At 70.8% G+C, this 26,843-nt stretch carries 23 protein-coding genes, 2 tRNA genes and 1 pseudogene; 20 read left to right on the forward strand and 6 right to left on the reverse strand.

Going from position 1 to position 26,843, the window contains the following annotated elements; translation table 11 throughout:
* Positions 1 to 25 precede the first annotated feature (25 nt).
* The 6 genes from RLT58_RS17505 (at position 26) to RLT58_RS17530 (ending at position 5,543) form a co-directional block, all read left to right on the forward strand.
* Positions 26 to 1,195, forward strand: coding sequence for a DNA cytosine methyltransferase (locus RLT58_RS17505; protein ID WP_311311318.1), 1,170 nt, complete (start codon positions 26 to 28; stop codon positions 1,193 to 1,195).
* Complete coding sequence (locus RLT58_RS17510; RefSeq protein ID WP_311311319.1) at positions 1,192 to 2,082, forward strand: bifunctional DNA primase/polymerase; 891 nt, start codon at positions 1,192 to 1,194, stop codon at positions 2,080 to 2,082. The genes RLT58_RS17505 and RLT58_RS17510 overlap by 4 nt, the downstream gene beginning before the upstream one ends.
* Entirely contained in the window at positions 2,079 to 2,390 is a 312-nt protein-coding gene (locus RLT58_RS17515) for a hypothetical protein (protein WP_311311320.1), read from the forward strand. Before RLT58_RS17510 ends, RLT58_RS17515 begins: the two co-directional genes overlap by 4 nt.
* Entirely contained in the window at positions 2,387 to 3,790 is a 1,404-nt protein-coding gene (locus RLT58_RS17520) for a DNA primase family protein (protein ID WP_311311321.1), read from the forward strand. Before RLT58_RS17515 ends, RLT58_RS17520 begins: the two co-directional genes overlap by 4 nt.
* A 100-nt stretch (positions 3,791 to 3,890) precedes the next feature.
* A complete protein-coding gene (locus RLT58_RS17525) occupies positions 3,891 to 4,076 on the forward strand; it encodes a helix-turn-helix transcriptional regulator (protein ID WP_018553983.1) in 186 nt (61 codons plus the stop codon).
* A 63-nt stretch (positions 4,077 to 4,139) separates the two neighbouring features.
* Positions 4,140 to 5,543: a tyrosine-type recombinase/integrase gene (locus RLT58_RS17530; protein ID WP_311311322.1), complete on the forward strand. Its 1,404-nt coding sequence runs from the start codon at positions 4,140 to 4,142 to the stop codon at positions 5,541 to 5,543.
* Between the two features lie 139 nt (positions 5,544 to 5,682).
* On the opposite strand, the gene RLT58_RS17535 is transcribed toward RLT58_RS17530, so the two are convergent.
* Together RLT58_RS17535 and RLT58_RS17540 are read right to left on the reverse strand one after the other, a co-directional pair.
* A tRNA-Ser gene (locus RLT58_RS17535) sits at positions 5,683 to 5,770 on the reverse strand.
* A 53-nt stretch (positions 5,771 to 5,823) separates the two neighbouring features.
* On the reverse strand, positions 5,824 to 7,299 hold the full coding sequence (locus RLT58_RS17540; protein WP_311311323.1) for a S1C family serine protease: 1,476 nt from the start codon (positions 7,297 to 7,299) through the stop codon (positions 5,824 to 5,826).
* A gap of 190 nt (positions 7,300 to 7,489) precedes the next feature.
* Here RLT58_RS17540 and RLT58_RS17545 point away from each other — a divergent pair, with 190 nt between their 5' ends.
* From RLT58_RS17545 to RLT58_RS17555, 3 genes are all read left to right on the forward strand, one after another.
* Entirely contained in the window at positions 7,490 to 8,335 is an 846-nt protein-coding gene (locus RLT58_RS17545; RefSeq protein WP_311311324.1) for a glycerophosphodiester phosphodiesterase, read from the forward strand.
* A 182-nt stretch (positions 8,336 to 8,517) separates the two neighbouring features.
* Positions 8,518 to 9,066: an ATP-binding protein gene (locus tag RLT58_RS17550; protein WP_399131643.1), complete on the forward strand. Its 549-nt coding sequence runs from the start codon at positions 8,518 to 8,520 to the stop codon at positions 9,064 to 9,066.
* A gap of 130 nt (positions 9,067 to 9,196) precedes the next feature.
* Entirely contained in the window at positions 9,197 to 10,162 is a 966-nt protein-coding gene (locus RLT58_RS17555; protein ID WP_311311326.1) for a DUF5926 family protein, read from the forward strand.
* A gap of 680 nt (positions 10,163 to 10,842) precedes the next feature.
* Here the strand turns inward: RLT58_RS17555 and RLT58_RS17560 are convergent.
* Entirely contained in the window at positions 10,843 to 11,562 is a 720-nt protein-coding gene (locus tag RLT58_RS17560; RefSeq protein WP_311311327.1) for a bifunctional DNA primase/polymerase, read from the reverse strand.
* Between the two features lie 481 nt (positions 11,563 to 12,043).
* On the opposite strand from RLT58_RS17560, the gene RLT58_RS17565 reads away from it, so the two are divergent.
* Both RLT58_RS17565 and RLT58_RS17570 read left to right on the forward strand, forming a co-directional pair.
* Positions 12,044 to 13,531: a PP2C family protein-serine/threonine phosphatase gene (locus RLT58_RS17565; RefSeq protein WP_311311328.1), complete on the forward strand. Its 1,488-nt coding sequence runs from the start codon at positions 12,044 to 12,046 to the stop codon at positions 13,529 to 13,531.
* Between the two features lie 127 nt (positions 13,532 to 13,658).
* Complete coding sequence (locus RLT58_RS17570; protein ID WP_311311329.1) at positions 13,659 to 15,122, forward strand: aminopeptidase P family protein; 1,464 nt, start codon at positions 13,659 to 13,661, stop codon at positions 15,120 to 15,122.
* 34 nt (positions 15,123 to 15,156) lie between these two features.
* On the opposite strand, the gene RLT58_RS17575 is transcribed toward RLT58_RS17570, so the two are convergent.
* Positions 15,157 to 15,699 carry an ATP-binding protein gene (locus RLT58_RS17575; RefSeq protein ID WP_311311330.1) on the reverse strand — a complete coding sequence of 181 codons (543 nt, stop codon included), beginning with the start codon at positions 15,697 to 15,699 and terminating at the stop codon, positions 15,157 to 15,159.
* Between the two features lie 256 nt (positions 15,700 to 15,955).
* Between RLT58_RS17575 and RLT58_RS17580 the strand changes: the two genes are divergently transcribed.
* The 9 genes from RLT58_RS17580 to RLT58_RS17620 all read left to right on the forward strand — a co-directional run bounded on the left by RLT58_RS17580 (position 15,956) and on the right by RLT58_RS17620 (position 25,851).
* Entirely contained in the window at positions 15,956 to 16,774 is an 819-nt protein-coding gene (locus tag RLT58_RS17580; RefSeq protein ID WP_311311331.1) for a hypothetical protein, read from the forward strand.
* A gap of 167 nt (positions 16,775 to 16,941) precedes the next feature.
* Positions 16,942 to 17,676: a YcnI family copper-binding membrane protein gene (locus RLT58_RS17585; protein ID WP_311311332.1), complete on the forward strand. Its 735-nt coding sequence runs from the start codon at positions 16,942 to 16,944 to the stop codon at positions 17,674 to 17,676.
* 50 nt (positions 17,677 to 17,726) lie between these two features.
* Positions 17,727 to 18,380, forward strand: a complete 654-nt coding sequence (locus RLT58_RS17590; RefSeq protein ID WP_311311333.1) for an SCO family protein — start codon at positions 17,727 to 17,729, stop codon at positions 18,378 to 18,380.
* Positions 18,377 to 18,826, forward strand: coding sequence for a copper chaperone PCu(A)C (locus tag RLT58_RS17595; protein WP_311311334.1), 450 nt, complete (start codon positions 18,377 to 18,379; stop codon positions 18,824 to 18,826). Before RLT58_RS17590 ends, RLT58_RS17595 begins: the two co-directional genes overlap by 4 nt.
* A gap of 14 nt (positions 18,827 to 18,840) precedes the next feature.
* Complete coding sequence (locus tag RLT58_RS17600) at positions 18,841 to 20,790, forward strand: copper resistance CopC/CopD family protein (protein ID WP_311311335.1); 1,950 nt, start codon at positions 18,841 to 18,843, stop codon at positions 20,788 to 20,790.
* Between the two features lie 8 nt (positions 20,791 to 20,798).
* Positions 20,799 to 22,139 (forward strand): iron uptake transporter deferrochelatase/peroxidase subunit, encoded by a 1,341-nt coding sequence (gene efeB / locus RLT58_RS17605; RefSeq protein WP_399131644.1) that lies wholly within the window; start codon positions 20,799 to 20,801, stop codon positions 22,137 to 22,139.
* Between the two features lie 70 nt (positions 22,140 to 22,209).
* Positions 22,210 to 23,145: a prephenate dehydratase gene (gene pheA, locus RLT58_RS17610; protein WP_311311336.1), complete on the forward strand. Its 936-nt coding sequence runs from the start codon at positions 22,210 to 22,212 to the stop codon at positions 23,143 to 23,145.
* Between the two features lie 616 nt (positions 23,146 to 23,761).
* Positions 23,762 to 25,051, forward strand: coding sequence for a serine--tRNA ligase (gene serS, locus RLT58_RS17615; protein WP_311311337.1), 1,290 nt, complete (start codon positions 23,762 to 23,764; stop codon positions 25,049 to 25,051).
* Positions 25,048 to 25,851 (forward strand): HAD family hydrolase, encoded by an 804-nt coding sequence (locus RLT58_RS17620; RefSeq protein WP_311311338.1) that lies wholly within the window; start codon positions 25,048 to 25,050, stop codon positions 25,849 to 25,851. The genes serS and RLT58_RS17620 overlap by 4 nt, the downstream gene beginning before the upstream one ends.
* Positions 25,852 to 25,916: 65 nt before the next feature.
* Here RLT58_RS17620 and RLT58_RS17625 read toward each other — a convergent pair.
* Positions 25,917 to 26,004, reverse strand: a tRNA-Ser gene (locus RLT58_RS17625).
* A gap of 261 nt (positions 26,005 to 26,265) precedes the next feature.
* Positions 26,266 to 26,743 (reverse strand): annotated as a pseudogene (locus tag RLT58_RS36110) (hypothetical protein); the annotation flags it as partial.
* Positions 26,744 to 26,843: the final 100 nt, after the last annotated feature.

The raw sequence follows: 26,843 nt of genomic DNA on the forward strand, positions 1-26,843 counted from the left end.
TCTCACAGAACTGGAGACACCCAGCATGACCCAACCCATCCCCATCCGGCGAGTGCCGGACCAGACCATGCGGGCTGTTGCCCTGTGCGCCGGATACGGCGGCCTCGAATCGGCCCTCGGTGCCGGTATCGGCGCGGTGCCGGTCGCCTACGCCGAGAACGACCCCTACGCCGCGCGGGTGTTCGCCGCGCATCACCCCGGGGTGCCGAACCTCGGTGACATCACCCGCACGGACTGGGAGCGGGTGCGGGACCTGTACGCGCCGGACGTGATCGGTGCCGGTTTCCCCTGCCGCAACATCAGCAACGCCGGACGAAGGGACGGGATCAGTGGCCAGTGGTCGAAGGTCTGGAAGAACGTGGCTGAAGCTGTGGGCGTCGTTCGACCCCGCTACGTCTTCCTGGAGAACGTGGCGGCGCTCCGCTCGCGGGGGCTGGACGTCGTCGCCCAGGACCTGGCCGCGATCGGGTATGGCATCCGGTGGACATGTCTACGAGCTGGTGACCCCGAAGTCGGCGCCTCGCACCCGCGTGACCGGTGGTTCGCAGTTGCCCATCCCGCTGATGCCGACCCCCACCACCTCGGACGGCACTGGCGGGCCCGGCACTTCTCCGAAGCGCAAGGGTGGGCTGAACCTGCGCACCGCAGTGACCCGACTGCCCGCACCGCCGGGGGAGTGAGCCTGCTGCCGACGCCGGCCGCCCGCGACTGGAAGTCCGGCGCCTCCAACCTTCTGGGCCGCAACTCCCGACCGCTGAACGAGGTGGTCGTCAACCTGCTCCCGACCCCGAAGGCGTCCGACGGGCCCCACGGCGGACCCAACCAGCGCGACACCTCGGGCCGCTACTACCTGCCCGGCCAGGCCGTCCGCCTCGACCCCATGTGGGTCGCGTCCGACGGCACCGACTACAGCCCCGCCATCCGCCGCTGGGAACACCGCACCGGCCGGCCCGCACCGTGCCCGACCGAACCCGGCACCCGCGGCAACCGCCGCCTGTCCCCCGCGTTCGCGGAATGGCTCATGGGACTCCCGGCCGGCTGGGTCACCGACGTCCCCGACATCCCCCGCAAGGAACAGCTCCGCATCATCGGCAACGGTGTCGTCCCCCAACAGGCCACCTACGCCTACGCCTGGCTCCTCGGAGTCGTCCCTTCCGCCTGGAACACTCCCGCTTCGTTGGAGGTGGTCGCATGAGCACAGGTCTCCTGAACGCCGCGCTGGCCGCCGCCGAGCACGGCTGGCACGTCTTCCCCCTCCGCCCCGACACCAAGCGCCCCGCCCTCCACAGCAAGCAGTCATGCCCCACCACCGGAGCCTGCGCCGACGGGCACCGCAAGCCTGAAGAGCGGGCCACCACCGACCCCGACCGCATCCGCGCCGCCTGGTCGACGGGAGCGTTCAACGTCGGCATTGCCACGGGCCCGTCCGGGCTGGTCGTCATCGACCTCGACACGGTCAAGGCCAAGGACCCGAAAGGAACGCCTGACGGCGTCACTTCCCTGCAAGCGCTCTGCGAGCGCGCCGGACAGCCCGTCCCCGCCACCTACCGGACCCGGACCGCGAGCGGCGGACACCACCTCTACTTCACCGCCCCGCCCGGCGCCCAACTCCGCAACACGGCGGGCAAACTCGGCAAGCACATCGACACCCGCGCCCACGGCGGCTACGTCCTCGCCGCCGGCAGCACCCTCCCCCACGGCACCTACGAGGTGACCGACCCCACCGGCCCCACCCCGCTCCCGGAATGGCTCCACACGCTCCTGACGCCCCGTCAGCCATCGCGGGTGCTGATGGCCGCGCCGTCGCCGTCCAGGGCCTCTCAGTACGCCTCAGCGGCTCTCAGGGCCGAAACGGCGGCTGTCGCCGGGGCCGGTGAAGGGGTACGGAACTGGACGCTGGTGAGGGCCGCCCGCGCCCTGGGCCGCTTCATCCCGTCCGGCGACCTCGCCCGTCACGAGGTGGAGCAGGCTCTTAATGAGGCGGGGATGCGGGCCGGACTCCGCGAATACGAGTGCAGGGCCGCGATCACCAGCGCCCTGAACTGGTCCATCGCCCACAACCCCACCCGGCGGACCGCATGAGCACGGCCAGAAACCAACGCCTTAAGAGCCTGCCCGCCACCCCCACCGGCCCCGGCCTCGCCGGACCGGCACCGGCCGCCCCCGTTGCTGTTCGCCCTGACCCGCACACGATCACCGTGACCGGCATCCAACCCGGCCTCACCGTGCGCGGACTGGGCCGCAACGAGGTCCCCGTGGCGGACTGGCTGTGCACCTGCGGCCGGCACGAGCGGGCGAGGGGGCGCCGCGCCGTCATCGAACTGACCAGCCGCACCGGGGTCGGCAAGTGCCCCCACACCGGCCCCGCAGCGAACAGGAGCGCAGCATGAGCGCCACGGAAGAGCTGCCCCCGCCCTCCAACCCGCTCGCGGTGGCCAGGCGGATCGTGCCGGACTGGGCCACCGAGGACGGGCATCTGCGGCTTCGCCGCTGGCGCGGTTCGTGGATGCACTGGACCGGGACCTGCTGGCGCGAGTACGACGAACAGCAGATGCGCGCCGGGCTCTACAAGCGCCTTGAGCACTGCGTGCACGTCGTCCTGGACAAGAAGGGTGAGCCCGAGGAACACGCGTGGGCGCCGACGAAGACGAAGATCAGCAATCTTCTCGACGCCATGTCCGCGATCACCCTGCTGCCCGCCGACACCGACGCCCCGTCCTGGATCGACCACGAGCACGGCCGGCACGACGACAGCCCGATCGTCGCGTGCCGCAACGGGCTCCTACGCATCCGCGACCGGGCACTTCTTCCCCACGGGCCGGGGTTCTTCAACCTCGTGTCTGTCCCCTACGACTTCGACCCCGACGCCACGGCCCCCACCTGGGAGAACTTCCTGAAGGGGATCTGGCCCGATGACCCCGATTCGATCAAGGCGCTTCAGGAGTGGTTCGGGTACGTCCTGTCCGGCCGCACCGACCAGCAGAAGATCCTGCTCATGAAAGGGCCCTCGCGGTCCGGGAAGGGGACCATTGCCCGCATCCTGAAGGAGCTGGTCGGCAAGGAGAACCTAGCCGGTCCCACCCTCGCCGGGCTGGGGACCAACTTCGGGCTGTCGACGCTGGTCGGGAAGCCGCTGGCGGTCATCTCCGACGCGCGGTTGTCCGGCGACGGCGGACAGGTAGTCGAACGGCTGCTGACCATCTCCGGTGAGGACACCATCGACATCGACCGCAAATACCGCGAGGTCTGGACCGGGAAGCTCCCCACCCGGCTCATGGTCCTGACCAACGAGCTGCCCAACTTCGGCGACAGCAGCGGCGTCATCGCCCGACGGTTCGTCGTCCTCAACATGACCGTGTCCTGGCTCGGTCGCGAGGACACCGCACTCACCACCAAGCTCGCCGCGGAGATGCCGGGCATCATCAACTGGGCTTTGGACGGCCTGGCCCGCCTCGAACGCAACGGCCGCATCACGGAACCCGCGTCCTCCCAGGACGCCATCACGATGATGCAGGACACCGCCTCACCCACCAGCGCCTTCGTCCGCGAACGTTGCACCACCGGCCCCACCCGGGATGTTCCTGTCGACGTCCTGTGGACTGCCTGGCGCGAGTGGGCCGAAGACAACGGCGTCCGCGCCATCGGCACGAAGCAACTCTTCGGCCGCAACCTGCTCTCTGTCGTCCCCCAGCTCAACCGCACCCGCCCCCGCGACGCCTACGGCCGCCAGGTCGCCACGTACGCCGGCATCGGGCTCAGGACGGCCGAATCACATCTGCCTGAGTCGTGACTCATCGCGGCTCAACACCGCCGCATCCCGCTCTGAGTCGCGATGAGTCGCGACTCAGAGCAATGTCGCTGCAACTCTCCACGCCTCGAAGGAGTCGCACATGGCCCGCCCCCAGATGCTCAAGCTCCCCGAAGTCCTCGCCGAACTGAACATGTCCCGCGCCGCCTTCTACCGCATGCGCGCCCGGGGCCTCGCTCCCAAGCTCATCAAGCTCCCCAACCATCAGGTCCGCGTGCGCCGCGCCGACCTTGACGCGTGGCTCAGCAAGTACGAGGAAGCCGCCTGAGTCCGCCGTACCAACCAGTTCCGAGAGGGCCCGCCACGGCGGGCCCTCTCTCTTTGGAGAGACATGCTCACCTTCGAAGTCGTCATCTGGTCCATCCGGCAACGCAAGGGCCGGCCAAAGCCCTGGGAACTCCGCTGGCGGGTCGGCGGCGAGGGCCATTCCAAGAGCTACATGCTGAAGCCGCAGGCCGACGGGCGCCGTACTCAGCTCATGGCCGCCCTACAAGGCGGGCAGCGCTTTGACGAGGAGACCGGCCTACCCGAGAAGGAACTCGCCGCTCTCTCCATGCCGACGTGGTACGAGCACGCCAAGGCGTACGCGCTGATGAAGTGGCCTGGAGCGGCGGCCAAGCATCGAGCGAGCATTGCGGAGTCCCTTGCCGTCGTGACGCCCGTCTTCACGAGCGGTCGGGGCGCCCACCCTGACGCACGCGTGCTGCGGGCCGCCCTCTATCAGTGGGCGTTCCGGGCCGTGGATGGTCCGCAGGACCAGTTGGTCTCGCGCGCTGACAGCCAAGAGCTCCCGGACAACATCCGCGAAGCCCTGGACTGGGTCGCCCAGCACTCCATGCGGGTGGATGAGGCGGCAAAGCCCGAGCACGTACGCGCGGCGCTGTCCGCCCTCTCCAAGCTCCTGAACGGGAAGCAGGCGGCAGAGAACACTGCGAATCGGAAGCGCATGGTGCTGAGCAACGCCTTCCGGTACGCCGTTGAGGAGCGGGCGCTCCTCACCCGCCACCCGTTCCTGTCCGTCGACTGGACCGCACCCCAGACCTCTGATGAGGTCGACTTCCGCTGGGTGCCCGGCCCACGCCTCGCGCGCGCCTTGCTCGCCGCCGTGGCCGCCCAGGGGGCACGGGGCCAGCACTTGGAGGCGTTCTACGGGGCCGTGTACTACGTGGCGACGCGCCCCGGTGAGGCCGTGGCCCTGCGGGAGTCGGACTTCGACCTGCCGCCGGAGAGCGAGCCGGACGCATGGGGCGAAGTCCTGGTCTCGGAGAGCCACCCCGAGGTGGGAAGCGGCTGGACGGACAGCGGGAAGTCCCACGACGAGCGGGGCCTCAAGCACCGCGCCCGGAAGGCCGTACGCGCAGTCCCTGTCCCGCCGGCGTACGTCCGCATGGTCCGCGCTCACATCGCGCGCTTCGGCGTCGCCCCGGACGGCCGGCTGTTCCGGGCGGTGCGCGGTGGCCGCCTCACGTCGAACGAGTACTCCGAGGTCTGGAGCGAGGCCCGGAAGGCCGTACTCAGCGAGCGGGAGCAGGGCACCCCGCTCGCCGATGTTCCCTACGTCCTGCGGCACGCGGCCATTTCTCTGTGGATCAAGTCCGGCATGGACCCGGTCGAAGCCGCGTCCCGCGCCGGCCACAGCCTCGCGGTGCTCTACCGGTTCTACGCCAAGCTGCTCAAGGGCGGGTCGGCGGCGGCCAATCTGCTCGTTGAGCAGGGGCTTCGCGCGGAGGAGTAGGGCGCGGTTCTGGCCCACGTATGGCCCACACGGCCTGGCCGACACCGGGAAACAGGCGCCCGGGGTGAGACAAGGTGAACGCAGAGGGCGGGTCTCCGGAGTGGAGACCCGCCCTCTGACCTGCTCATTCTCTGACCTGTGGCGGTGGGTGTGGGATTTGAACCCACGGTGACTCGCGCCACGACGGTTTTCAAGACCGTTCCCTTAGGCCGCTCGGGCAACCCACCCCGCGTCGGCGGCCGGACGGGGCCGGCTGCGACGCGGAGGACAGCCTAGCCGGTCAGCTGTCGCCCTTGCGCTCCCCCAGGGTGACTTCGGCCGTCGCCGTCTTGCCGTCGCGCTTGTAGGTCAGCGTGACCTTGTCGCCCGGCTTGTGGGTCCAGATCTCGCCGATGAGGGTCGGGCCGCTGTCCACGACGGTGTCGTTGAACTTGGTGATGACGTCGCCCGCCCGGAGGCCCGCCCGGGCTGCGGGGCCGTCCTTGGTGACCGCCTCCGTGCCGCCCGCGCCCTGGTCCGAGATGACCGCGCCGCCGGTCTTCTCGTCCATCGTCACCGTGGCACCGATGACCGGGTAGACCGGCTGGCCGGTCTTGATCAGCTGCCGGGCGACGTTCTGCGCCTGGTTGATCGGGATCGCGAAGCCGAGGCCGATCGAGCCCGCCTGGCTCTGGCCGGAGCTGCCGGTCGACTGGATCGCCGAGTTGATCCCGATGACCGCACCGCCGGCGCTCAGCAGCGGGCCGCCGGAGTTGCCCGGGTTGATCGAGGCGTCGGTCTGCAGGGCGCTCATGTACGAGTTGCTGCCGCCGGCGCCGTCACCGGATGCCACCGGTCGGTTCTTCGCGCTGATGATGCCCGTGGTGACCGTGTTGGACAGGCCGAACGGAGCGCCGATCGCGATCGTCGAATCGCCCACCGCCACCTGGTCGGAGTTGCCCAGGGGCAGCGGGGTGAGGGTCTGCGGCGGGTTCTTCAGCTTGAGGACGGCCACGTCGTAGCCCTGGGCCCGGCCGACCACCTCGGCGTCGTACTTCTTGCCGTTGGAGAACGTCGCCGTCAGCTGTCCGCTGTCCGCCGCGGAGGCCACCACGTGGTTGTTCGTGAGGATGTGGCCCTCCTTGTCGTACACGAAGCCGGTGCCCGTGCCGCCCTCGCCGTCGCCGCCCTGGGCGTCGATCGTGACCACGCTGGGCAGCGCCTTGGCGGCGACGCCCGCGACCGTGCCCGGGTCGCGCTTGAGGTCCTGCGGGTTGGCCGAGGCGGCGATCGTGGTCGAGTCGGACGAGCCGGAGCCGTCGTTGCGGTCGGCCGCCCAGTAGCCCAGCGCGCCGCCGACTCCGCCCGCGACCAGCGCCGCGACGACGACCGCGACCACCAGACCGCCCGCGCCCCGCTTGCGCGGCGCGTCCGGGGAGTGCGGTCCGCCGGGCGCGCCCCAGGTGGGACCGCCGCCCTGCCCGTGGTGGGCGTACGCCGGGACCGCCGGGGGAGGCGGGGGCCAGCCGGCGTCGGCGGCGGACTGCGGCGCGGCCGGGGGTCCGTACGGCGGGGCCGGGGGCAGGGGGGTGGTTGCCGGGTCCGGTGCGGGGGAGGCCGGCTGCTGCTGCGTGGCCGTCGTGTCCGGGTGCGGCGGGGCGGCGGGAGCGCCCTCGGGGTGCCCCTGCGGAGCGTCGGCCGGCACTGGAGGTGCGGACGGAACGGACGGGGCGGCCTCGGCCGCGGTGCCCTCGTTGCCCTCGTTCTCTGTGCTCACAGCTCTTTACTCCTCGGTTCCACATCATGATTCGGCAAGAGATCCGCTGTGTACGTGTCCGCAGTCAGCTTTTCCCACGGCACGTCAGGCCACTGTAAGCAGGACCTGTGCATCCGCGCACGGGCCCTTACATCGGACAAAACGGTCCCACGCCTTCAGGTGTACGCACCCATGGTCTCGCGGTGACACCATGGCGCGGGTGACCCAAGCACGGCAGCAGCGCCCCAGTCAGCATCCCATTCAGGTCATCGCGCACCGGGGCGCGTCCGACGACGCCCCCGAGCACACCCTGGCCGCCTACCGCAAGGCGATCGAGGACGGTGCGGACGCCCTGGAGTGCGACGTGCGGCTCACGGCCGACGGCCACCTCGTCTGCGTGCACGACCGCCGGGTGAACCGCACCTCCAACGGCCGCGGCGCGGTGTCCGCGCTCGAACTCAACGAGCTCGCCGCCCTCGACTTCGGCTCCTGGAAGGACCGGGAGGAGACGGAGTCCCCGGACTGGGATCCGGTGCCGGGCGAGCTGACCTCCGTACTCACCCTGGAACGGCTCCTCGAACTCCTCGTCGAGACGAGAGCCGCCGGGCGGCCGCTCCAGCTGGCCATCGAGACCAAGCACCCCACCCGCTGGGCGGGCCAGGTGGAGGAACGGCTGCTCCATCTGCTGAAGCGCTTCGAGCTCGACGCTCCGCCGGGCGACGGCCCCTCGCCGGTCCGCGTCATGAGCTTCTCGGCCCGCTCCCTGCACCGCATCAAGGACGCCGTGCCGGATCTGCCCACCGTCTACCTGATGCAGTTCGTCTCGCCCCGGCTGCGCGACGGACGGCTGCCGGCCGGTGCCCGGATCGCCGGTCCGGGCATGCGGATCGTCCGCAGCCACCCGGGCTACATCGACCGTCTGCACCGCGCCGGACACCGGGCGCACGTCTGGACGGTCAACGAGCCGGAGGACGTCGACCTCTGTGTGCGGCTCGGTGTCGAGGCCATCATCACCAACCGCCCCAAGCAGGTCCTGGCGCAACTGGGACGCTCGTAACATCGGTTACGGGGTGTACACCGGCGCATTCGGGCTGTATTCGATCGTGACGAGTGCGTCACTGGCAGAGCGTTGGCCGGTTTCCGGCGCAGCCCAGGGGGGCATCCACTCCGTGGCGTGGGGCAAAGGAGGTCTCGGGGGTGGCGTTGGTGGTGGCACAGGAAGTGCCCACGTCGTCGAGCATGGCCGTTCCCCATGGCCCTGCGGGCGTGGGGCAGGCGCGGCACCGGATGCGCGAGCAATTGCGCAGCTACGGGGTGCCGGATTCGGTCGTCGACGACGCTGTACTGATTCTTTCCGAACTGCTCAGCAATGCCTGCCGGCACGGCAGGCCGCTGGGCCGGCAGAGCGAAGTGGGGGACGGCGACGTCCGTGCCGCCTGGCGCGTGGACAGAACGGGCGGGCTGACCGTCGAGGTGACGGACGGCGGCGGCCCGACCCGTCCGGTTCCGGCCACTCCGTCGGTGACCGCCCGGGGCGGCCGGGGTCTCAACATCATCAGCGCCCTCGCCGAGAGGTGGGGCGTACGTGACGACTCGTCCGGCGAGGTCACGGTGTGGGTGCTGCTCAACGAGGGGCACGGACACACCGGCGAGCGGCCGGGCGGCGGACGGGGCAACGGCAACGGACGGACAGCCGGGGTGACCGGGCTGCCGGGCGTCCCCGGAGCGGCCGCCGTCCCCGGGCTGGACGGCCTGGACTTCGCCGACGCCTTCGACGACGCGGGCTGACGCGCGCGGCAGGCCGGGGGTGCGCCCGTGCCCGCGGTCCACGGGCGCAGGGCGGCTGTGCGCCGCAGGGCACGAGGGCGGCTAGGCTCGCGGCCCAGACCGCACTGTCGCAATCGGGAGAAAGCCCACCATGGCGAAGAAGCGCCCTCAGACCAAGGCCGGGAAGCAGCAGCTCAAGGACGGCGAGATCCCGGTGGTCGGGGCTCGTGAGCCCTGCCCGTGCGGTTCGGGCCGCCGCTACAAGGCCTGTCACGGCCGGGCCGCCGTCCAGGCCGTGACCGAGCTGGTCCAGCGCCCCTTCGAGGGACTGGCCGGCGAGTGCGACTGGGTCGCGCTGCGCGAGCTGGTGCCCGCCGCCACGGTCGAGCTGACGCTGAAGGACGGACTGCCCGAGGGCGTGCCGTCGGTGACGCTGGCGACCGTCCTCCCGATGGCGTGGCCCGCGCTGCGCCGCGACGACGGCTCCGTGCTGCTCGCCCTGCAGAACGACACCTCCTCCGGTGACCTCAGCCGCGACCTCGCGGACACCCTGCAGCGGGCGCTGGAGGCCGAGCCGGGCTCGCCCGTCGCCGCCCGGCGCGTGCCGGCCGACGGTCCTCGGCTGCAGGACCTCCTGGACCCCGAGGCGCCCTTCGCGCCCGTGGTGCACTCCGGCTTCGAGTTCTGGGTTCCGGACGCGGAGAACGCCACCACCGAGGTGTCCGCGTCCCTGGAGCGCGCGAACGACGCGGCGATCCCGACCGCCCTGCTCTCCGGGGTGGATGCCGCGTACTGGTGCGAGACGCCGGAGAAGAACCACCTGCGCTGGGTCATGCCGCACCCCGAGGAGCGGCTCCTGGACGCGCTCGCCCGGCTGCACGCCGCCGGCGCCTCGTCGCTCGGCGAGGGGACCCGGCTGGTCGGCTCCTTCCGTGCGCACGGACTGATGGTCCCGGTCTGGGACCTGCCGAGCGCGATGGGGGCGGAGGAGTGCGAGAAGCCCGCCGCCGCGTTCGCCGAGCGGCTCGCGACGGCGCTCGCGTCGGACGCGCCGCTCACCGCCGAGGAGCGGCGGGCACGGGGCGGGCTCACCAACCGCCAAGTGACCCTCAGCTGACAGTGACCATCGGCCGCCCCGTACGGTGACCCGCGTCACAACTTACCGTACTGACAGGTAAGTCGCTGTCCGAATACGCGAGATCGAATTTGCGAACGGCAGATCTCTTGTTACCGTTCTAGAAGCCCGGTCGCTGGTGCATCCCCCGTCGCCAGCGACCGGGCATCCTCATTTCCGGGTACGGCGCGCGCGGCGCGCCAGGCGGCGCACAGGCCGCGCACAGACCTGCCGCAGGTCCCCGGGTGAGCCTGCCTCTCGACCCTCCCCGCACCGGCGGTCCTCGGCGACTGCGGTGCTGGCCCGGCGTCAACCCGGCGCGAGGGAACCCCGGTTGGATGCTTTCGCGCCGTCGCCGACGGGAGCGCGGGGCATCCGATATCGGACAGAAGTCCTCGGCCGAGCCGTTTACCGAATGCCCCGGAAACACATCCCGATGAGATCTTCACCCGCCGGATCAAGATGCCCGCGGAAGGCCTGCCGGAAGGTTCATCAGAAAGCCGTCCAATGAACGGCTTTGCATCGGCAGGCTTTGCATGACGGATCAACAAACACGGATGACGTGCTTAAGCGGAAAAGATATGCCGGAGATCCAGCAGGGACCCGACAGAACTCCATAAGGAAAGTGGCCAAGAAGAACAGATAGAGGCCAAGAACGGACCCGGTCTTCGCCGGGCATCCGTTCAGTGGGTCAGTCTGCTGCCGCCGTCCGGGGCACCCGTACTTGCCTCGACCAGCGCGTCCAGCACCGCCCCCACGTCCGGCAGCCACGGCGAGGCGGCCACCACCGGGCCCCCGCCGTCGCGCCCCGGGCGGGAAACCCGCTCCGGAGCCCGCTCCCACCACACCTGCCCCGTACCGATCTCCGACGGCGGCAGCACGAGATAGCCGCCCTCGCCGTGGAACCGCAGGGAGCTGGGCACCCAGTCCTGGGCGTGCAGCAGCTCCCCGAGCCGTTCGAGGGTGTACGGGGCGACCAGCAGCGACCAGCGGGTCGGCGTCGCCACCACGGGGCCCAGCCGCATGCCCGTCCCGTCGAGCACGGCCAGGGCGCGGGCGCCGGCCACGGCGGGCAGGCTCAGCGCGCAGGGCGCATGCCCGCCCGTGGCGAGCAGCACCGGCGCGGTGGGCCGGTTGGTCCACCACCAGCGCACCATTCTGGCGTCGGTGGTCGCGGCGAGCAGTCCGGGATCGAAGGGGTGCGCGCCGGGTACCGCGCATTCGGGGTCGGGGCAGGCGCAGCCGCGGCCGCGGTCGTCGCGGCCGCCGGCCGGCTGGAGCCCCACTCCGGGGAGGACGGGCCACTGCCATGCGGTGGCGCAGGTGAGGGCCGCGTCGAGCCGGGCGGGCCCGCCCCTGCGGCCGAACCGGAGCTTGCGTCGCCTTCCGAGGATCTCGCGCATAAGCGCTCGTTCCTTTCCGTTGAACGCCGAGGAACCGCATCACACCATGCACGTGTCACATCATGCGTGCGGAGCTTCACTGTGTGTACATGCTCGTCGAGCCTGCGGTACGGGTCGTTCGTCGGTACCGAGCGTGAGCTGTGCTGAGCCGGATCGAGCTGCTTACAGTCGAAATCATGGCGAGTGCAGGGCGCGTACCGCGCCTGCCGTCCGTGCGTCGGGCCTCGCCACTCGGGGGTGGGGCGTGGCCGTCACAAGTGAGGACGTCCGGGCTCGCTGCCAGGTTCCGGAGGCGGTCGGAACCACCCCTGGCCATCCATCGATTTACGTACCCAGCAGGCCCACAATGACGCTCGCCCTGGGACTTCCTCCCAAGGCAAACCCCTGCCGGGCGCACCCAGTCGACCGCAAATAGAGGCCACGGGGTGCATTTTTTGGCCAAGTTTGTTATCACGTGGACACCACAAATCCCGTGGGGACAATGCTGGACATCGCCTTACTTGTGCGTGTACATGTGGATGCACTGGTAGCGGCGCAGAATGACATGGGGGTTTGCGATGCTATTCGACGGAACACACCAGTCGGAAAGCCGACGACCATGAGCGCCCCACACCTGCCGAAAGTGGCTGGAATCGACCCCACAGTTCCGGTTTCGGCGCACACTGCCGAACCTCTCTGCGAGGTGCCCGCCGCCCCCGGCGCCTTCATCCAGGACCGCCTCGCGGGCTGGGTCTCCGACCTCACCACCCTCCATGAGCTCACCGAGCGGCTGGCCGGAACCAGCACCCTCGACGACGCCCTGCACGAGCTGCTCGACGCCGGGGCCGCCCTGGTCGGGGCCCGCCGCGGACTGATCGTCTTCGAACCCTCCGACCGCCGCGGCCCCGTCAGCACGATCGGCCTCGGGCTGGCCCACGCGGAGCTCGGCCAGATCGAGACGGTGCCGCGCAGCGCCACCTCCTACGGCCGCATCCTGGAAGGCCTGCCCACCCCCGAGGGCTCGCTGACCACCCCCGATCTGCTCGGCGACCCCGGTGTGGACCCCCGCAGCCGCGAGGTCGCCGCCCGCCTCGGCTACGCCGCCAGCTACGCCCTGCCGATCACCACCGAGCGCACCGGACGGCTCGCCGCCGCCGTCTGGTTCTACGACGAACCCGCCGAGCCGCTGGAGCGCCAGCGCCATCTCGTCGGCCTGTACGCCGGATACGCCGCCGAGCACCTGGCCCGGCTGCTGGAGCTGGAACGGGCCAGAACGGACGTCGCCACCGTCACCGAGGAGCTGCTGCCCACCCGGCTGCCCCGGATTCCCGGCGTCCAGCTGGCCGTACGCCATCAGCCCGCCCCGCAGGGCGGCAGCGACTGGTACGACGCGCTGGCCCTTCCGGAGGGCGCGCTCGGTCTCGCCGTCGGCTCGGTGAGCGGCTCCGGCCCCAGCGCTCTGGCCGCCATGGGGCGGCTGCGCGCCGGTCTGCGCGCCTACGCGGTGATGGAGGGCGAGGACCCGGTCGCCGTGCTCTCCGACCTCGAACTGCTGCTGCGGCTGACCGAGCCCGCCCGGTCCGCGACCGCGCTCTTCGCCTACTGCGAGCCCGCTGCCCGCAAGATCCTGCTGGCCGGGGCGGGGCACACCCCGCCGCTGGTCATCGGCGACCGGCGCACCGAATACGTCGAGACCTCGCTGTCCGCCCCGCTGAACATGCTGGCCTGCTGGGAGGCGCCCAGCGTGGAGATCGCCCCCGCGCCCGGCGAGACCGTACTGCTCTACACCGACGGTCTGCTGCGCCGGGCCGGTGACTCGATGGACCGGGCCTTCGCCCGGCTGCACTCGGCCGCGGCGAGCGTCCCGAGGGCGCTGCGCCACGACGCCGGGTCCGTGGCCGACCACGTGGTGCGCACCGTGCTGCCCGAGGGAAACGGCCGCGCGGACGCCACCGAGGACGTGGTCGTGCTCGCGGCCCGCTTCGACTGAGCCGCCCGCTCCCCTTCGCCCGCACGCCTTTCGTGTAATTCGTGTAAGAGGTCTTCCGGCCCTGGGCCCCCTTCCGTACGCCCGTACGATGGAGGGGGTCCAGTGTCGTATCAAGGAGAGACAAGTCGTGTCTGAGGAGTTCATCCCGGAGACCCCGGAGACCGAAGAGGCAGAGCCGGTCAAGCAGCGGAAGAACGGCCTGTACCCGGGCGTCTCCGATGAGCTCGCCGAGAACATGAAGTCCGGCTGGGCCGACACCGAGCTGCGCGGCCTGGAGCCGATCGCCCAGGCCGGTCACACCGCCGACCGCCGCGCCGCGCTCTCCGCGCGCTTCCCCGGCGAGCGGCTGGTCATTCCGGCGGGCCGGCTGAAGACCCGTTCCAATGACACCGAGTACGCCTTCCGCCCCTCCACCGAGTACGCGTACCTCACCGGCGACCGGACGCAGGACGGCGTCCTCGTCCTGGAGCCGAAGGGCGACGGCCACGAGGCGACGCTGTACCTGCTGCCGCGCTCCAACCGCGAGAACGGCGAGTTCTGGCTCGACGGCCAGGGCGAGCTGTGGGTCGGCCGCCGCCACTCCCTCACCGAGGCCGAGCAGCTGCTCGGCATCCCGGCGAAGGACGTGCGCGAGCTGCCCGCCGCGCTGACCGAGGCCACCGGCCCGGTCCGCAACGTCCGCGGCCACGACGCCGGCATCGACGCCGCGCTCACGGACAAGGTGACCGCCGAGCGCGACGAGGAGCTGCGGGTCCACCTCTCCGAGGCACGCCTCGTGAAGGACGCGTTCGAGATCGCCGAGCTGGAGAAGGCCTGCGACATCACCGCGCGCGGCTTCGAGGACGTCGTGAAGGTCCTCGACAAGGCCGAGGCCACCAGCGAGCGCTACATCGAGGGAACGTTCTTCCTCCGCGCCCGCGTCGAGGGCAACGACATCGGCTACGGCTCGATCTGCGCCGCGGGCCCGCACGCCACCACCCTGCACTGGGTGCGCAACGACGGCGCGGTGCGTGAGGGCGAGCTGCTGCTGCTGGACGCCGGGGTGGAGACCAACGACCTCTACACCGCCGATGTGACCCGCACCCTTCCCATCAGCGGCACGTTCACGCCGTTCCAGCGGAAGATCTACGACGCGGTGTACGAGGCGCAGGAGGCCGGGATCGCCGCCGTGAAGCCGGGCGCCGACTTCCGTGACTTCCACGACGCCGCGCAGCGTGTGCTCGCCGAGAAGCTCGTCGAGTGGGGCCTGCTCGGCGACCTGTCCGTGGACAAGGTCCTGGAGCTGGGCCTCCAGCGCCGCTGGACGCTGCACGGCACCGGCCACATGCTCGGCATGGACGTCCACGACTGCGCCGCCGCGCGGACCGAGACGTACGTCAACGGGACGCTGGAGCCGGGCGTCTGCCTCACCGTCGAGCCGGGTCTCTACTTCCAGGCCGACGACCTGACCGTGCCGGAGGAGTACCGCGGCATCGGCATCCGGATCGAGGACGACATCCTGGTCACCGAGGACGGCAACCGGAACCTCTCCGACAAGCTGCCGCGCCGGGCCGACGAGGTCGAGGCGTGGATGGCTCAGCTCAAGGGCTGACCGTCCGTCCCACCCGCGCCGGAGGGCGCCCTGCTCACGAGACCATGAGCAGGGCGCCCTCCCGCCATTTCAGAACCTTGTCGAAGCTCACCACCGCGCCGCCGTGCCCCGGTCTGTTGCCGAAGTGGACGTGGTCGGCGAGCTGCTCGATCAGGCACAGGCCCCGCCCGTCCTCGGCGGTGAGCGGCGGGTGCTGTGCGTACTGCGGCTCCGGAAGCTGTGTGTCGTGCTGCCGCTTGGCCGCGTGCTCCTGCTGAGCGGCGTCGTGCAGCACACGGCGGGCGGGGAAGCCGGGGCCCGAGTCGGCCACCTCGATACGGCACTTCTCGCCGTCCAGGTAGGCGGTGACCCGGTACTGGCCGCCGGCCGTGGCGGAGGGTTCTTCCCAGGCATCCGGGAATCCCGCGTCGCCGCCGTGCTCGACCGCGTTCGCACAGGCCTCGCTGAGTGCGAGCGACAGGTCGAACGAGATGTCCGGGTCGACGCCGGCGGATTCCATCGTGCCGAGCAGGAACCGACGGGCGAGCGGAACGCTCGCAGCCTCGCGCCGCAAATGGAGTGACCACCAGATGCTCATGCTCCAGCCTCCTGGCTGCGGCTCGACATACCGATACGTATTGCCGCCCCGCGCCGTTCGTAAGCACGGACGGGGTGTGAGACCGCTCATTCGGCGGATACCCGGATTCGCCACACCCGTGTACCTCCGGCCCACACACCCCCTTCTGCCCGTTCATAACCGGTCCGAACAGACCGCCCCACTCCATTCGGGCGGAAGTCGACCTTCCGGACCTGCCGTACGGGGGCGGGGGGCGCAGTGCGATGATGTCCCGGCCATGTCTAGGTCTGTGGGACGCGCCGGAGCCGGTTTGCGGCTGCTGAGGGCCGCGGTGTTCGCCGCGGTCTGCGTCGCGTTGTCCGCGGCGGGGCACGCGCTGGCCGCCTGTGCGCTCGTCCCCTGGTGGACCCTGCTCGCCGGATTCCTCGGCATCCTCGCGGTCGCCGTACCCCTCGCCGGACGCGAACGCTCGCTGCCGTCGATCGCCGCGGCGCTGGCCGGCGGACAGATCGCCCTGCACACCCTCTTCGGCGTGGGCACGCACACCGCGGCCCCCCGCGTCCCGGCCGCCGGCCAGGACGCGCTGATCCGCTTCGCGGCGAGCCTCGTCTGCGGCGCCGGTCCCGACCGGCTGAACGCCGCCGACGCCCATCGCATCGTCAGCACGGCGGGCATCGACCCGTCGATGGTGACCGAACAGACCCACCAGCACATGGCCGCCGCCTCCGGCGGTGTCTCCGGCGCCGGTACGGCCGCACTCGCCGCCGGGCTGCCGAGCCTGCCCATGCTGCTCGGCCATCTGCTGGCCGCCCTGGCCACCGGCTGGCTGCTGCGGCGCGGCGAGATCGCCCTGTTCCGGCTCGCCCGGCTGTCGGCGCACGGCGCCCAGCAGGTCGCGGCCGGGGCCCGGCTGCGGGCGCTTCGGGCCGCGCTCGTCCTCGTGGCCGCCCTGCGCGCGGGACTTCCCGGCGGGCCGTCGACCGGGCCGCGCACCCCCCGTACCGCAGTGGACGCACCGCGACCGGCCACCGGGGATCCGTTGCAGCACATGGTGATCAGGCGCGGCCCGCCCCCCGTATTCACCCTCGCAGCCTGACGCGACACCCTCCACGCGATGTCCGCGCCGACCCTGCCACGCACCCCACGGGTGCCGGTGCTGGCCGGCGTACGCACACCGCTCGCGCGGGGGATGTGTCGCGATGCCGGTGCGCACCCGCGCGCCGGAGCACCTTTCCTTCGTGCCTCTGTGGAGTGATTCCTGCCATGAACGTTTCCCGCATCGCCCTCGCCGGCGGCGTCGCCGCGTCCACCGTGCTGCTGCTCGCCGGTACGGCCTCCGCCCACGTCAGCGTCCAGCCGCAGGGCGAGGCCGCCAAGGGCGGGTACGCCGTCATCAACTTCAAGGTCCCCAACGAGCGCGACGACGCCTCGACGACCAAGCTCGAGGTCAACTTCCCGACCGACCACCCGCTGGCGTCCGTCATGCCGCAGCCCGTGCCCGGCTGGGACATCAAGGTCACCAAGAGCAAGCTGGCCAAGCCGCTGGAGATGCACGGCAAGACGATCAACGAGGCCGTCTCCAAGGTCACCTGGACCGGTGGCAAGATCGAGTCCGGCCGCTTCCAGCAGTTCCCGCTCTCGGTCGGCCAGCTCCCCGAGGACGCCGACCAGCTGGTGTTCAAGGCGATCCAGACGTACGACGACAAGGAGGTCGTCCGCTGGATCGAGGAGCAGAAGGAGGGGGCCGACGAGCCCGAGAGCCCGGCTCCGGTCCTCAAGCTGACGGCCGCCACCGAGGACGCCCACGGGGCAGCCCCGGCCTCCGGCTCCGACGCGGGCGACAAGAAGGACGCCGACCACGCGAAGGACGAGCAGACGACCGCCTCGGCCGGCTCCTCGAACGACAACACCGCCCGGGTGCTCGGCATCGTCGGCATCGTCATCGGCGTCGCGGGCGTCGCCTTCGGCGTCCTCGCCGGCCGTCGTCGTACCGCCTGACCCTCTCTCGGACCCACCCGCTCCACCGACCCATCAGGAATCAGTGCTCCATGGTTAAGAAGTCTGTGTCGGCCGCGGCGCTCGTCGTCGCGGCCGCACTCACCCTGTCCGCCTGCGGCGGCAGTGACAACGACAGCAAGAAGCCCGTCGCCGATGTCTCGGTGGAGGCGAAGACCAAGGCGGCGACGGTGCTCGACCAGCCGTTCACCAAGCCGAATCTCGTCCTGACCGACACCCACGGCAAGAAGTACGACCTGCGCGAGAAGACCAAGGGCAAGCCGACGCTCATCTACTTCGGCTACACCAACTGCCCCGACGTCTGCCCGCTCATCATGAGCAACATCGCGATCGCCAAGAAGTCCCTGTCCAAGGCCGATCAGGACAAGCTCCAGGTCGTCTTCGTCACCACCGACCCGGAGCGGGACACCCCGTCCTCGCTGGGCAGCTGGCTCAAGGCCCAGGACCCCGCGTTCACCGGCCTCACCGGCGACTTCCCGACCATCCAGGCGGGCGCCCGGCAGATCGGCATCGGGATCGACGCGCCGAAGAAGGAGAAGGACGGCACCGTCGTCTCGATGCACGGCTCGCAGGTCATCGCGTTCTCCCCGAAGACCGACAAGGGGTACGTGCTCTACAGCGAGGACACGACGACCGAGGACTACACCAAGGACCTCCCCAAGATCGTCAAGGGGGAGAACCCGTGATCCGCCGCACCACCCTCGCCGGCGTCCTGGCCCTCTCCACGGGTCTGACGCTGGCGGGTTGCTCGTCCTCGGACAGCGGGCCCGAGCTGAAGGTCATCGGCGCGTTCATGCCGCAGCCCGTCAACGACATGGCGGCGGCGTTCCTCGTCGTGCAGAACCACGGCGGCAGCGCCGACCGCCTCACCTCGGTCACCAGCCCGCTCTCCGACGACGTCTCGATCCACGAGACGAAGAACCAGGCGATGCGCATGGTGACGTCCTTCGACGTCCCCGCAGGCGGTGAGCTGGATCTCGAACGCGGTGGCAACCACATCATGTTCATGAAGCTCAAGCAGCAGCCCAAGCAGGGCGAGAAGGTGTCCGTGGAACTGCACTTCGAGAAGGCCGGCCCCATCAAGGTCGACCTTCCCGTGAAGGAGACCACCCACAACCCGAAGAAGCAGTGAGGGACTGACAGACCATGACAGCCACCGCCCCGCACTTCGGGCCGTCCCCGTCCGCCGCACGACGGCCGCTCGCCGCGGCCGGACTCCTCGCCGCCCTGGTCGGCACGGTGTTCGGTCTGCTGCTGGCCCTCGCGGGCCCCGCATCGGCCCACGCCGCACTCACCGGGAGCGATCCGCAGGACGGGGCGGTGGTCGCCACCGCCCCCAAGGAGGTCACGCTCACCTTTTCCGAGCAGGTCGCCGTGGGCAAGGGCTCCATCCGGGTCCTGGACCCCGACGGCAAGCGCGCCGACACCGAAGCCGCCCCGCGCGATCTGCACAGCGGCTCCACCGTGAAGTACGGCGTCCTTCTGCACACCGGTCTGCCCGACGGGACGTACACCGTCGCCTGGCAGGCGGTCTCCGCCGACAGCCACCCGGTCTCCGGCGCCTTCACCTTCTCCATCGGTGCCCCCTCGAAGACCTCGGTCGCCCTCCCCGACAACGAGGCGGGCGGCGGCCTCGTCGGCACCCTCTACGGCATCGCGCGCTACGCCGCCTACGCCGGATTCATCGTGCTCGCGGGCGGCGCCGCCTTCGTCCTGGCCTGCTGGCAGCGCGGCGCGGGCGCCCGCCCGCTCCAGCGTCTCGTCGTGCGCGGCTGGATGACGCTCACCGCGGCCACCCTCGCGATGCTCCTGCTGCGCAGCTCGTACACCGGTTCCGGGAAGCTCGGCGACGTCTTCGACCTCGACGGTCTAAAGGCCGTCCTCGACACCAAGCCGGGCGCCGCGCTCGTCTCACGGCTGCTGCTGCTCGGCGCGAGCGCCCTGTTCGTCGCGGTGCTGTTCGGGGCGTATGCCAAGCGCGAGGACGCCCGCGAGAAGAAGGACCTCACCTTCGGCCTCTCCCTCGGCGGCGCGGTCATCGCCGCCGGGATCGCCGGGACCTGGGCCCTCGCCGAACACGCCTCGACCGGCATCCAGCCGGGGATCGCCATGCCGGTCGACGTCCTCCACCTGCTGGCCGTCGCGACCTGGCTGGGCGGGCTCGCGGCGCTGCTGGTCGCGCTGTACCGGACCCCCGACATCACCTCGGACGCCGTACGCCGCTTCTCGCGGATCGCGTTCGTCAGCGTGGTCGTCGTCGCCGCGACGGGGATCTACCAGTCGTGGCGTCAGCTCGGCTCCTGGTCCGCGCTGACCGGCACCGGGTACGGGCAGCTGCTGCTGGTGAAGGTGGGGCTCGTCGCGGTCCTGGTCGGGGTCGCCTGGACCTCGCGCCGCTGGACGGGCCGGCTGGCGACCGGAGCCGGGGTACCGGAAGAGACCGCGACCGAGGCCGAGGCGGAGCCCGCCGCGGATGTGGTCGCGACCGCCGAGACCCCTCAGGCCGCCCCGTCCGACGACCCCGAGCGGGCCGCCCAGCTCGCCCGGCAGCAGGCCGCCGTGGCCACCGCCGAGAAGAAGCGGATACGTGACGCGGACCCCGAGCGGTCCGGCCTGCGCCGCTCCGTGCTGGCCGAGGTCGGGGTCGCGGTGGCACTGCTGGCGGTGACCACCGTGCTGACCTCGACCGAGCCCGGCCGTACGGAGGAGGAGGCCCGCGCCTCGTCCCCCGCGACCGCCGCCCCGGTGGCGAGCGGCCCCCTCAATCTGACCCTGCCCTTCGACACGGGCGGCAAGAACGGCAAGGGCACGGTCAGGATGGACCTCGACCCGGGACGGACCGGAGCCAATGTGGTCCACCTCTGGATCGACGGTATCGACGGCAAGGCCATGGACGTCCCCGAGGTGAAGCTCGCCTTCACTCTCAAGGCCAAGGACATCGGCCCCCTCCCGGCCGTGCCCGTCCGGCTGACCGAGGGCCACTGGACCTCGACCGGCGTCCAGATCCCGATTCCTGGCAACTGGAACGTCGCCGTGACGGTGCGGACCTCGGACATCGACCAGACGACGGTCGACAAGAACGTGAAGATCGGCTGAGCAGGACCGTGAGCAAGAACAGCGAGAACCGCAGAGGCGGGAGCCGCAGCGTCGAGCCCCGCAGCGACCGGAGCCGCGAGGGCCGGGAGAGCGGCACGACCGGTGCGCTCTCCCGGCGGCGGCTGCTCGGCACCGCCGGTGCGGCCGGGGCGACCGGCCTGGTGCTCGGTGCGGCCGGTGGCGCCACCGGCTATGCCGCCACCCGGGACGAGGCACCGGCCGCGCTGACGTCGGTGGGCTCCACCGAGGTGATGTTTCACGGGAAACATCAACCGGGGATCACCACTCCGCTTCAGGCGCGCGGCCATCTCATCGCCTTCGACCTGGTGCCCGGCGCCGGGCGGAAGGAAGCAGCCGCCCTGATGCGCCGCTGGTCGACGGCGGCCGGGCGGCTGATGGCCGGCGAACCCACCACCGGAGGCGCGGCGGACGGCACCGGGCACGACACCGGCATCGCGCTGGACGCGGGCCCGTCCTCGCTGACCGTCACCTTCGGCTTCGGCGCCACCTTCTTCGAACGCACGGGCCTGACGGCCCACCGGCCGCCGGGGCTCGATCCCCTGCCGTCGTTCTCGTCCGACCACCTCGACGCCCGCCGGTCCCACGGCGATCTCTGGGTGCAGATCGGCGCCGACGACGCGCTCGTGGCCTTCCACGCCCTGCGGGCCGTACAGAAGGAGGCCGCGTCCACGGCCACCGTGCGCTGGCAGATGAACGGCTTCAACCGCACCCCCGGCGCCACCGCCGAGCCGAGGACCGCCCGCAACCTGATGGGGCAGATCGACGGCACCGGAAACCCGAAGCCCGCGGACGACGACTTCGTCCGGCGCGTCTTCGTCCCGGCCGGCGAGCCCGCGTACGACTGGCTGACCGGGGGTTCCTACGCGGTCGTCCGACGCATCAGGATGCTGCTCGACGACTGGGAGAAGCTCCCGGTGGAGCGTCAGGAACGGGTCATCGGCCGGCGCAAGGCGGACGGTGCCCCGCTCAGCGGCGGCACCGAGGAGACCGCGATGGACCTCGACAAGAGAGGGTCCGACGGCAAGCTCCTGATCCCGGACAACGCGCACGCCCGGATCTCCTCCCCCGAGCGCAACGGCGGGGCGGCCATGCTGCGGCGCCCCTTCTCGTACCACGACGGGATCGACGCGGACGGCACTCCGGACGCCGGGCTGCTGTTCATCTGCTGGCAGGCCGATCCGCTGCGCGGCTTCGTGCCGGTGCAGCGCAAACTCGACCGGGGAGACGCCCTCTCCCCGTTCGTCCGCCATGAGGCGAGCGGCCTGTTCGCGGTGCCGGGCGGTGCGGCGGACGGGGAGTACGTGGGCCAGCGGCTCCTGGAGTCCTGAGCCGTCACGGCTCCGCAGCGGCTCCACCGTCCTGGACTCCTGGGCCACCACGGCGCATTAGGGTGACGGTATGTCCGCCACGCGCTACGCCTATCTCGGCCCCGAGGGCACCTTCACCGAGGTCGCCCTCCGTACGCTCCCGGAAGCCGCCACCCGAGAACTCGTTCCGATGGTCTCCGTGCCGGCGGCGCTGGACGCGGTGCGCAGCGGTACGGCCGCCGCGGCTCTCGTACCGATCGAGAACTCCGTCGAGGGCGGCATCACCACCACCCTCGACCAGCTCACCAGCGGGGAACCGCTGATGATCTACCGCGAGGTGCTGCTCTCCATCACCTTCGCGCTGCTCGTGCGGCCCGGCACCAAGCTGTCCGACGTCAAGACGGTCACCGCGCACCCGGCGGCCCAGCCGCAGGTGCGCAACTGGATGGCCGCCCATCTGCCGCAGGCGGTGTGGGAGTCGGCGGCGTCCAACGCGGACGGCGCGCGGCTCGTGCAGGAGGGGCGGTACGACGCCGCGTTCGCCGGGGAGTTCGCGGCGGCGACCTACGGTCTCGAACCGCTGGTGACCGAGATCCATGACGCGGAGAACGCCCAGACCCGATTCGTGCTGGTGGGCCGCCCGGCGCGACCGGCCGCGCCGACCGGGGCGGACAAGACCTCCGTCGTCATCTGGCTGGGCGACGACCACCCCGGTGCCCTGCTCGAACTCCTCCAGGAGTTCGCGGTGCGCGGGGTGAACCTGATGCTGATCCAGTCCCGGCCGACGGGCGCGGGGATCGGGAACTACTGCTTCGCGGTGGACGCCGAGGGCCATATCTCCGACCGCCGGGTCGGTGAGGCGCTGATGGGGCTGAAGCGGATCTGTCCGAAGGTGCGGTTCCTCGGCTCCTATCCGCGGGCCGGTGTGTCACCGGCGGACGTACGCCCGCTGCGGCCGGGCACCTCCGACGCGGAGTTCACCGAGGCCTCCGACTGGCTGGCCCGCAACCAGGACGGCCGGGCCTGACGGCTCCGCGCTCCCGGCCCGACCGGCTCCGGGCCGGTCGGACGTATGCCTCGGCGGCCGGTGCGATCAGCAGATTGCCCCCCCCCGGCAAAGTTATCCACAGGCTCACCGCTCGACCTGGGGACAAGTCGACACAGCAATACGACATGGTCGACAAATCTGCTCAGTCCGCTCGGATCCGTCCACAGGCCGCCAGGGCACCCCCTGTCAGCTCAATTCCACTGATCAACTCTCCAGAGCGATCAATTCCCACCCGAACGAGCGTCTGAAACGGGTTTGAACGACGAATCCACCCTCCTCCGTGCGGCTTTCGGAATGATCTCTTCCATGTCCACAGAGTTCCCCCACAGCCTGTGGATAACTTTGACGGACCCTGCATTCCTGTGGACAAGCACCGGTCAACTCCCCCTCCAGACAAGGCCGGTACGTCAAAGAACCCAGCCCCTTATGCCCCATTTAGGGGAATAGAGGCTCTTTCTTGACGACGGGAAGCCCGTCGAGGCAGAGAAGATCATCAATTTCCGTTCAGCATTACCAATACCGGCAATTCGGGCAAAGTGACACGCTTGGTGATATCGGTTCGAGTGGGGGAAGCCGACACCGGTAGCCTGGAGGGGTGATCGACCTTCGCCTGCTTCGTGAGGACCCCGACCGTGTTCGCGCCTCCCAGCGCAACCGTGGAGAGGACGTCGGCCTCGTCGACGCCCTGCTCTCCGCCGACGAACGGCGCAGGTCGTCCGGGGTCAGGTTCGACGAACTCCGTTCCGAGCAGAAGACGCTCGGCAAGCTCATCCCCAAGGCCTCTCCCGAGGAGCGCGCCGAACTCCTGAAGAAGGCCGAGCAGCTCAAGGCCGACGTGAAGGCCGCCGACGCGGCCCAGGACGAGGCCGACGCGGAGACCAAGCGCCTGCTCCTCCAGCTCGGCAACCTCGTCCACCCGGACGTGCCGGTCGGCGGCGAGGAGGACTTCGTCGTCCTGGAGACGCACGGCACCATCCGTGACTTCGGCGCCGAGGGCTTCGAGCCCAAGGACCACCTGGAGCTCGGCGAGGCGCTCGGCGCGATCGACATGGAGCGCGGCGCCAAGGTGTCCGGCTCCCGCTTCTACTACCTGACCGGCGTCGGCGCCCTGCTGGAGCTCGCGCTCGTCAACGCGGCGATCGCCCAGGCCACCGAGGCCGGGTTCATCCCGATGCTCACCCCGGCGCTGGTCCGCCCCCGCGCCATGGAGGGCACCGGCTTCCTCGGCCAGGCCGCCGAGAACGTGTACCACCTTGAGAAGGACGACTACTACCTGGTCGGCACCTCCGAGGTCCCGCTCGCCGCGTACCACATGGACGAGATCATCGACGCGGACAAGCTGCCGCTGCGCTACGCCGGCTTCTCGCCGTGCTTCCGCCGCGAGGCCGGGACGTACGGCAAGGACACCCGCGGCATCTTCCGGGTCCACCAGTTCGACAAGGTCGAGATGTTCTCGTACGTCGACCCGGCGGACGCCGAGGCCGAGCACCAGCGGCTCCTGGACTGGGAGAAGCAGTGGCTCACCGGCCTGGAGCTGCCGTTCCAGGTGATCGACGTCGCCACCGGCGACCTGGGGGCCTCGGCCTCTCGGAAGTTCGACTGCGAGGCGTGGATCCCGACCCAGGGCAAGTACCGCGAGCTCACCTCCGCGTCCAACTGCAATGAGTTCCAGGCGCGGAGGCTCTCCGTCCGGATGCGGGACACCCGCGACGGCAAGAAGGTCCAGCAGCCCCTGGCCACGCTGAACGGCACGCTCTGCGCCGTACCGCGCACCATCGTGGCCATCCTGGAGAACCACCAGCTGGCCGACGGTTCGGTACGGGTGCCCGAGGTGCTCCGGCCGTATCTCGGCGGGCGCGAGCTGCTGGAACCGGTCGCCAAGTGACCTTCCCCTACAAGCTCGTCGCCACCGACCTCGACGGCACACTGCTGCGCGACGACGACACCGTCTCGGCGCGTACCCGCGAGGCCCTGGCCGCGGCCACCGAGGCCGGCGCGGCGCACATCATCGTCACCGGCCGCGCCGTCCCGTGGACCCGGCACATCCTGGACGACCTCGGCTACGAGGGACTCGCGGTCTGCGGGCAGGGTGCGCAGGTCTACCACGCGGGCGAGCACAAGCTGCTGACGTCGCTGACGCTGGACCGGCAGCTCGCCGGCCTCGCGCTGTCCAAGGTCGAGGCCGAGGTCGGCCCGCTGGCCCTGGCCGCGAGCCGCGACGGGCTCGAAGGCGATGTGCTGATCGGTCCGGGCTACCGCGTGCAGGAAGGCCGGCTTCCGGCCGTCCACATCAAGGACCCGGCCGAGCTGTGGGCCGCTCCGCTGAACAAGGTGTACATACAGCATCCCGAGCTGGACGACGACGCCCTCGCGAAGGCCGCCCGGGCGGCGGTCGGCAACCTGGTGGACGTGGTCATGGCGGGCGAGGGGGTCGTGGAGATCCTGCCGCTGGGACTCAGCAAGGCCACCGGCCTCTCGCTGGCCGCACGCCGGCTGGGCGTGAAGGCGGCGGACACGATCGCCTTCGGGGACATGCCCAACGACATCCCGATGTTCGCCTGGGCCCGGCACGGTGTGGCCATGGCCAACGCGCACGAGAACCTGAAGGCCGTCGCGCAGGAGATCACCGCGTCGAACGAGGACGACGGCATCGCCGTGGTGCTGGAGCAGCTGCTCGGGCAGTAGCCCCCTCGTCACCGGGTGACCCTGCGGTGCGAGGCGGGCTCACCGGGTGACCCTGCTGTGCGAGGCGGAGGATGCGCGGATCGAACGCGCGCGGGGTTTCGGGCCCCGACGACGGCTTAGCAAGCCGCTGCCTTACCACTCGGCCAATCCTCCGGGAGGGCGGCCGCGCGCTGCGCGCGGGAACGGCCGCCCGGGCGTCTGCGCGGAGCGGCTCGGCGGAGCAGTCGCTGACTACTCCGGTGCCGGCTCGGGCACGCCCTGCTGGGAGCTCGACGGACTCGGACTCTCGGTCATCGCCGCGCTCCTCTCCCGGTCTGCGATGTGGTTCCCGGCGGGTGCCGTACCGCCTACTGTGCCGGGCACCCGCTGTCCGGCGCCACCGATTTACGACGGCGCCGGACAACGGGCCCGCGTCAGCCTCCGGTCGAGGCTGTCGAGCCGGTGCGGCATCCGGCCGAGGACCGGCCCGAGCTCCCGCAGCACGGTGCCGACGCCGGCCAGGTGGCTTTCGACCCGGGCGACGCGGTGTTCGAGCGAGGCGTACCCGGCGCGCAGGTCCTGCTCGGCGTCGAGCAGCCACAGAGGTCGTCAAAAAGGTGGTGCAGCGCCATCGGAGCGAGCTGGAGGAGAACGGGCTCAGGCTGCTCCGGGGATCTGACCTGCGGGTTTCAATAGGGACATGGTGTCCCTATGGGAGGGAGGGCAGGGGAAAAGTTATCCACAGGCCCACGCCCGGCTCACATACTTCGAAGTACCGGGCCACGTCCTCGGTGCGGACGTGAATCCCGTCCGGGAGCATGGCAAGGCTCTTCACCTTGTCCAGGGCATCGACGCGCCCCATCTGTTCGACGCGCAGCGCGCGCGATTCGAGCAGGGCGACTTCCGTGGGCATGGGCATGTCTTCCGTTCGTGAGTTCCGGTGCCGGACGGCTCCGGCTGGACAGACAGCCCTCACCCCGGGCTTCGAGGGCGTAGGACGCGCACGGTTGCCA

The organism is Streptomyces sp. ITFR-16, from assembly GCF_031844705.1.
Classification (GTDB): domain Bacteria; phylum Actinomycetota; class Actinomycetes; order Streptomycetales; family Streptomycetaceae; genus Streptomyces.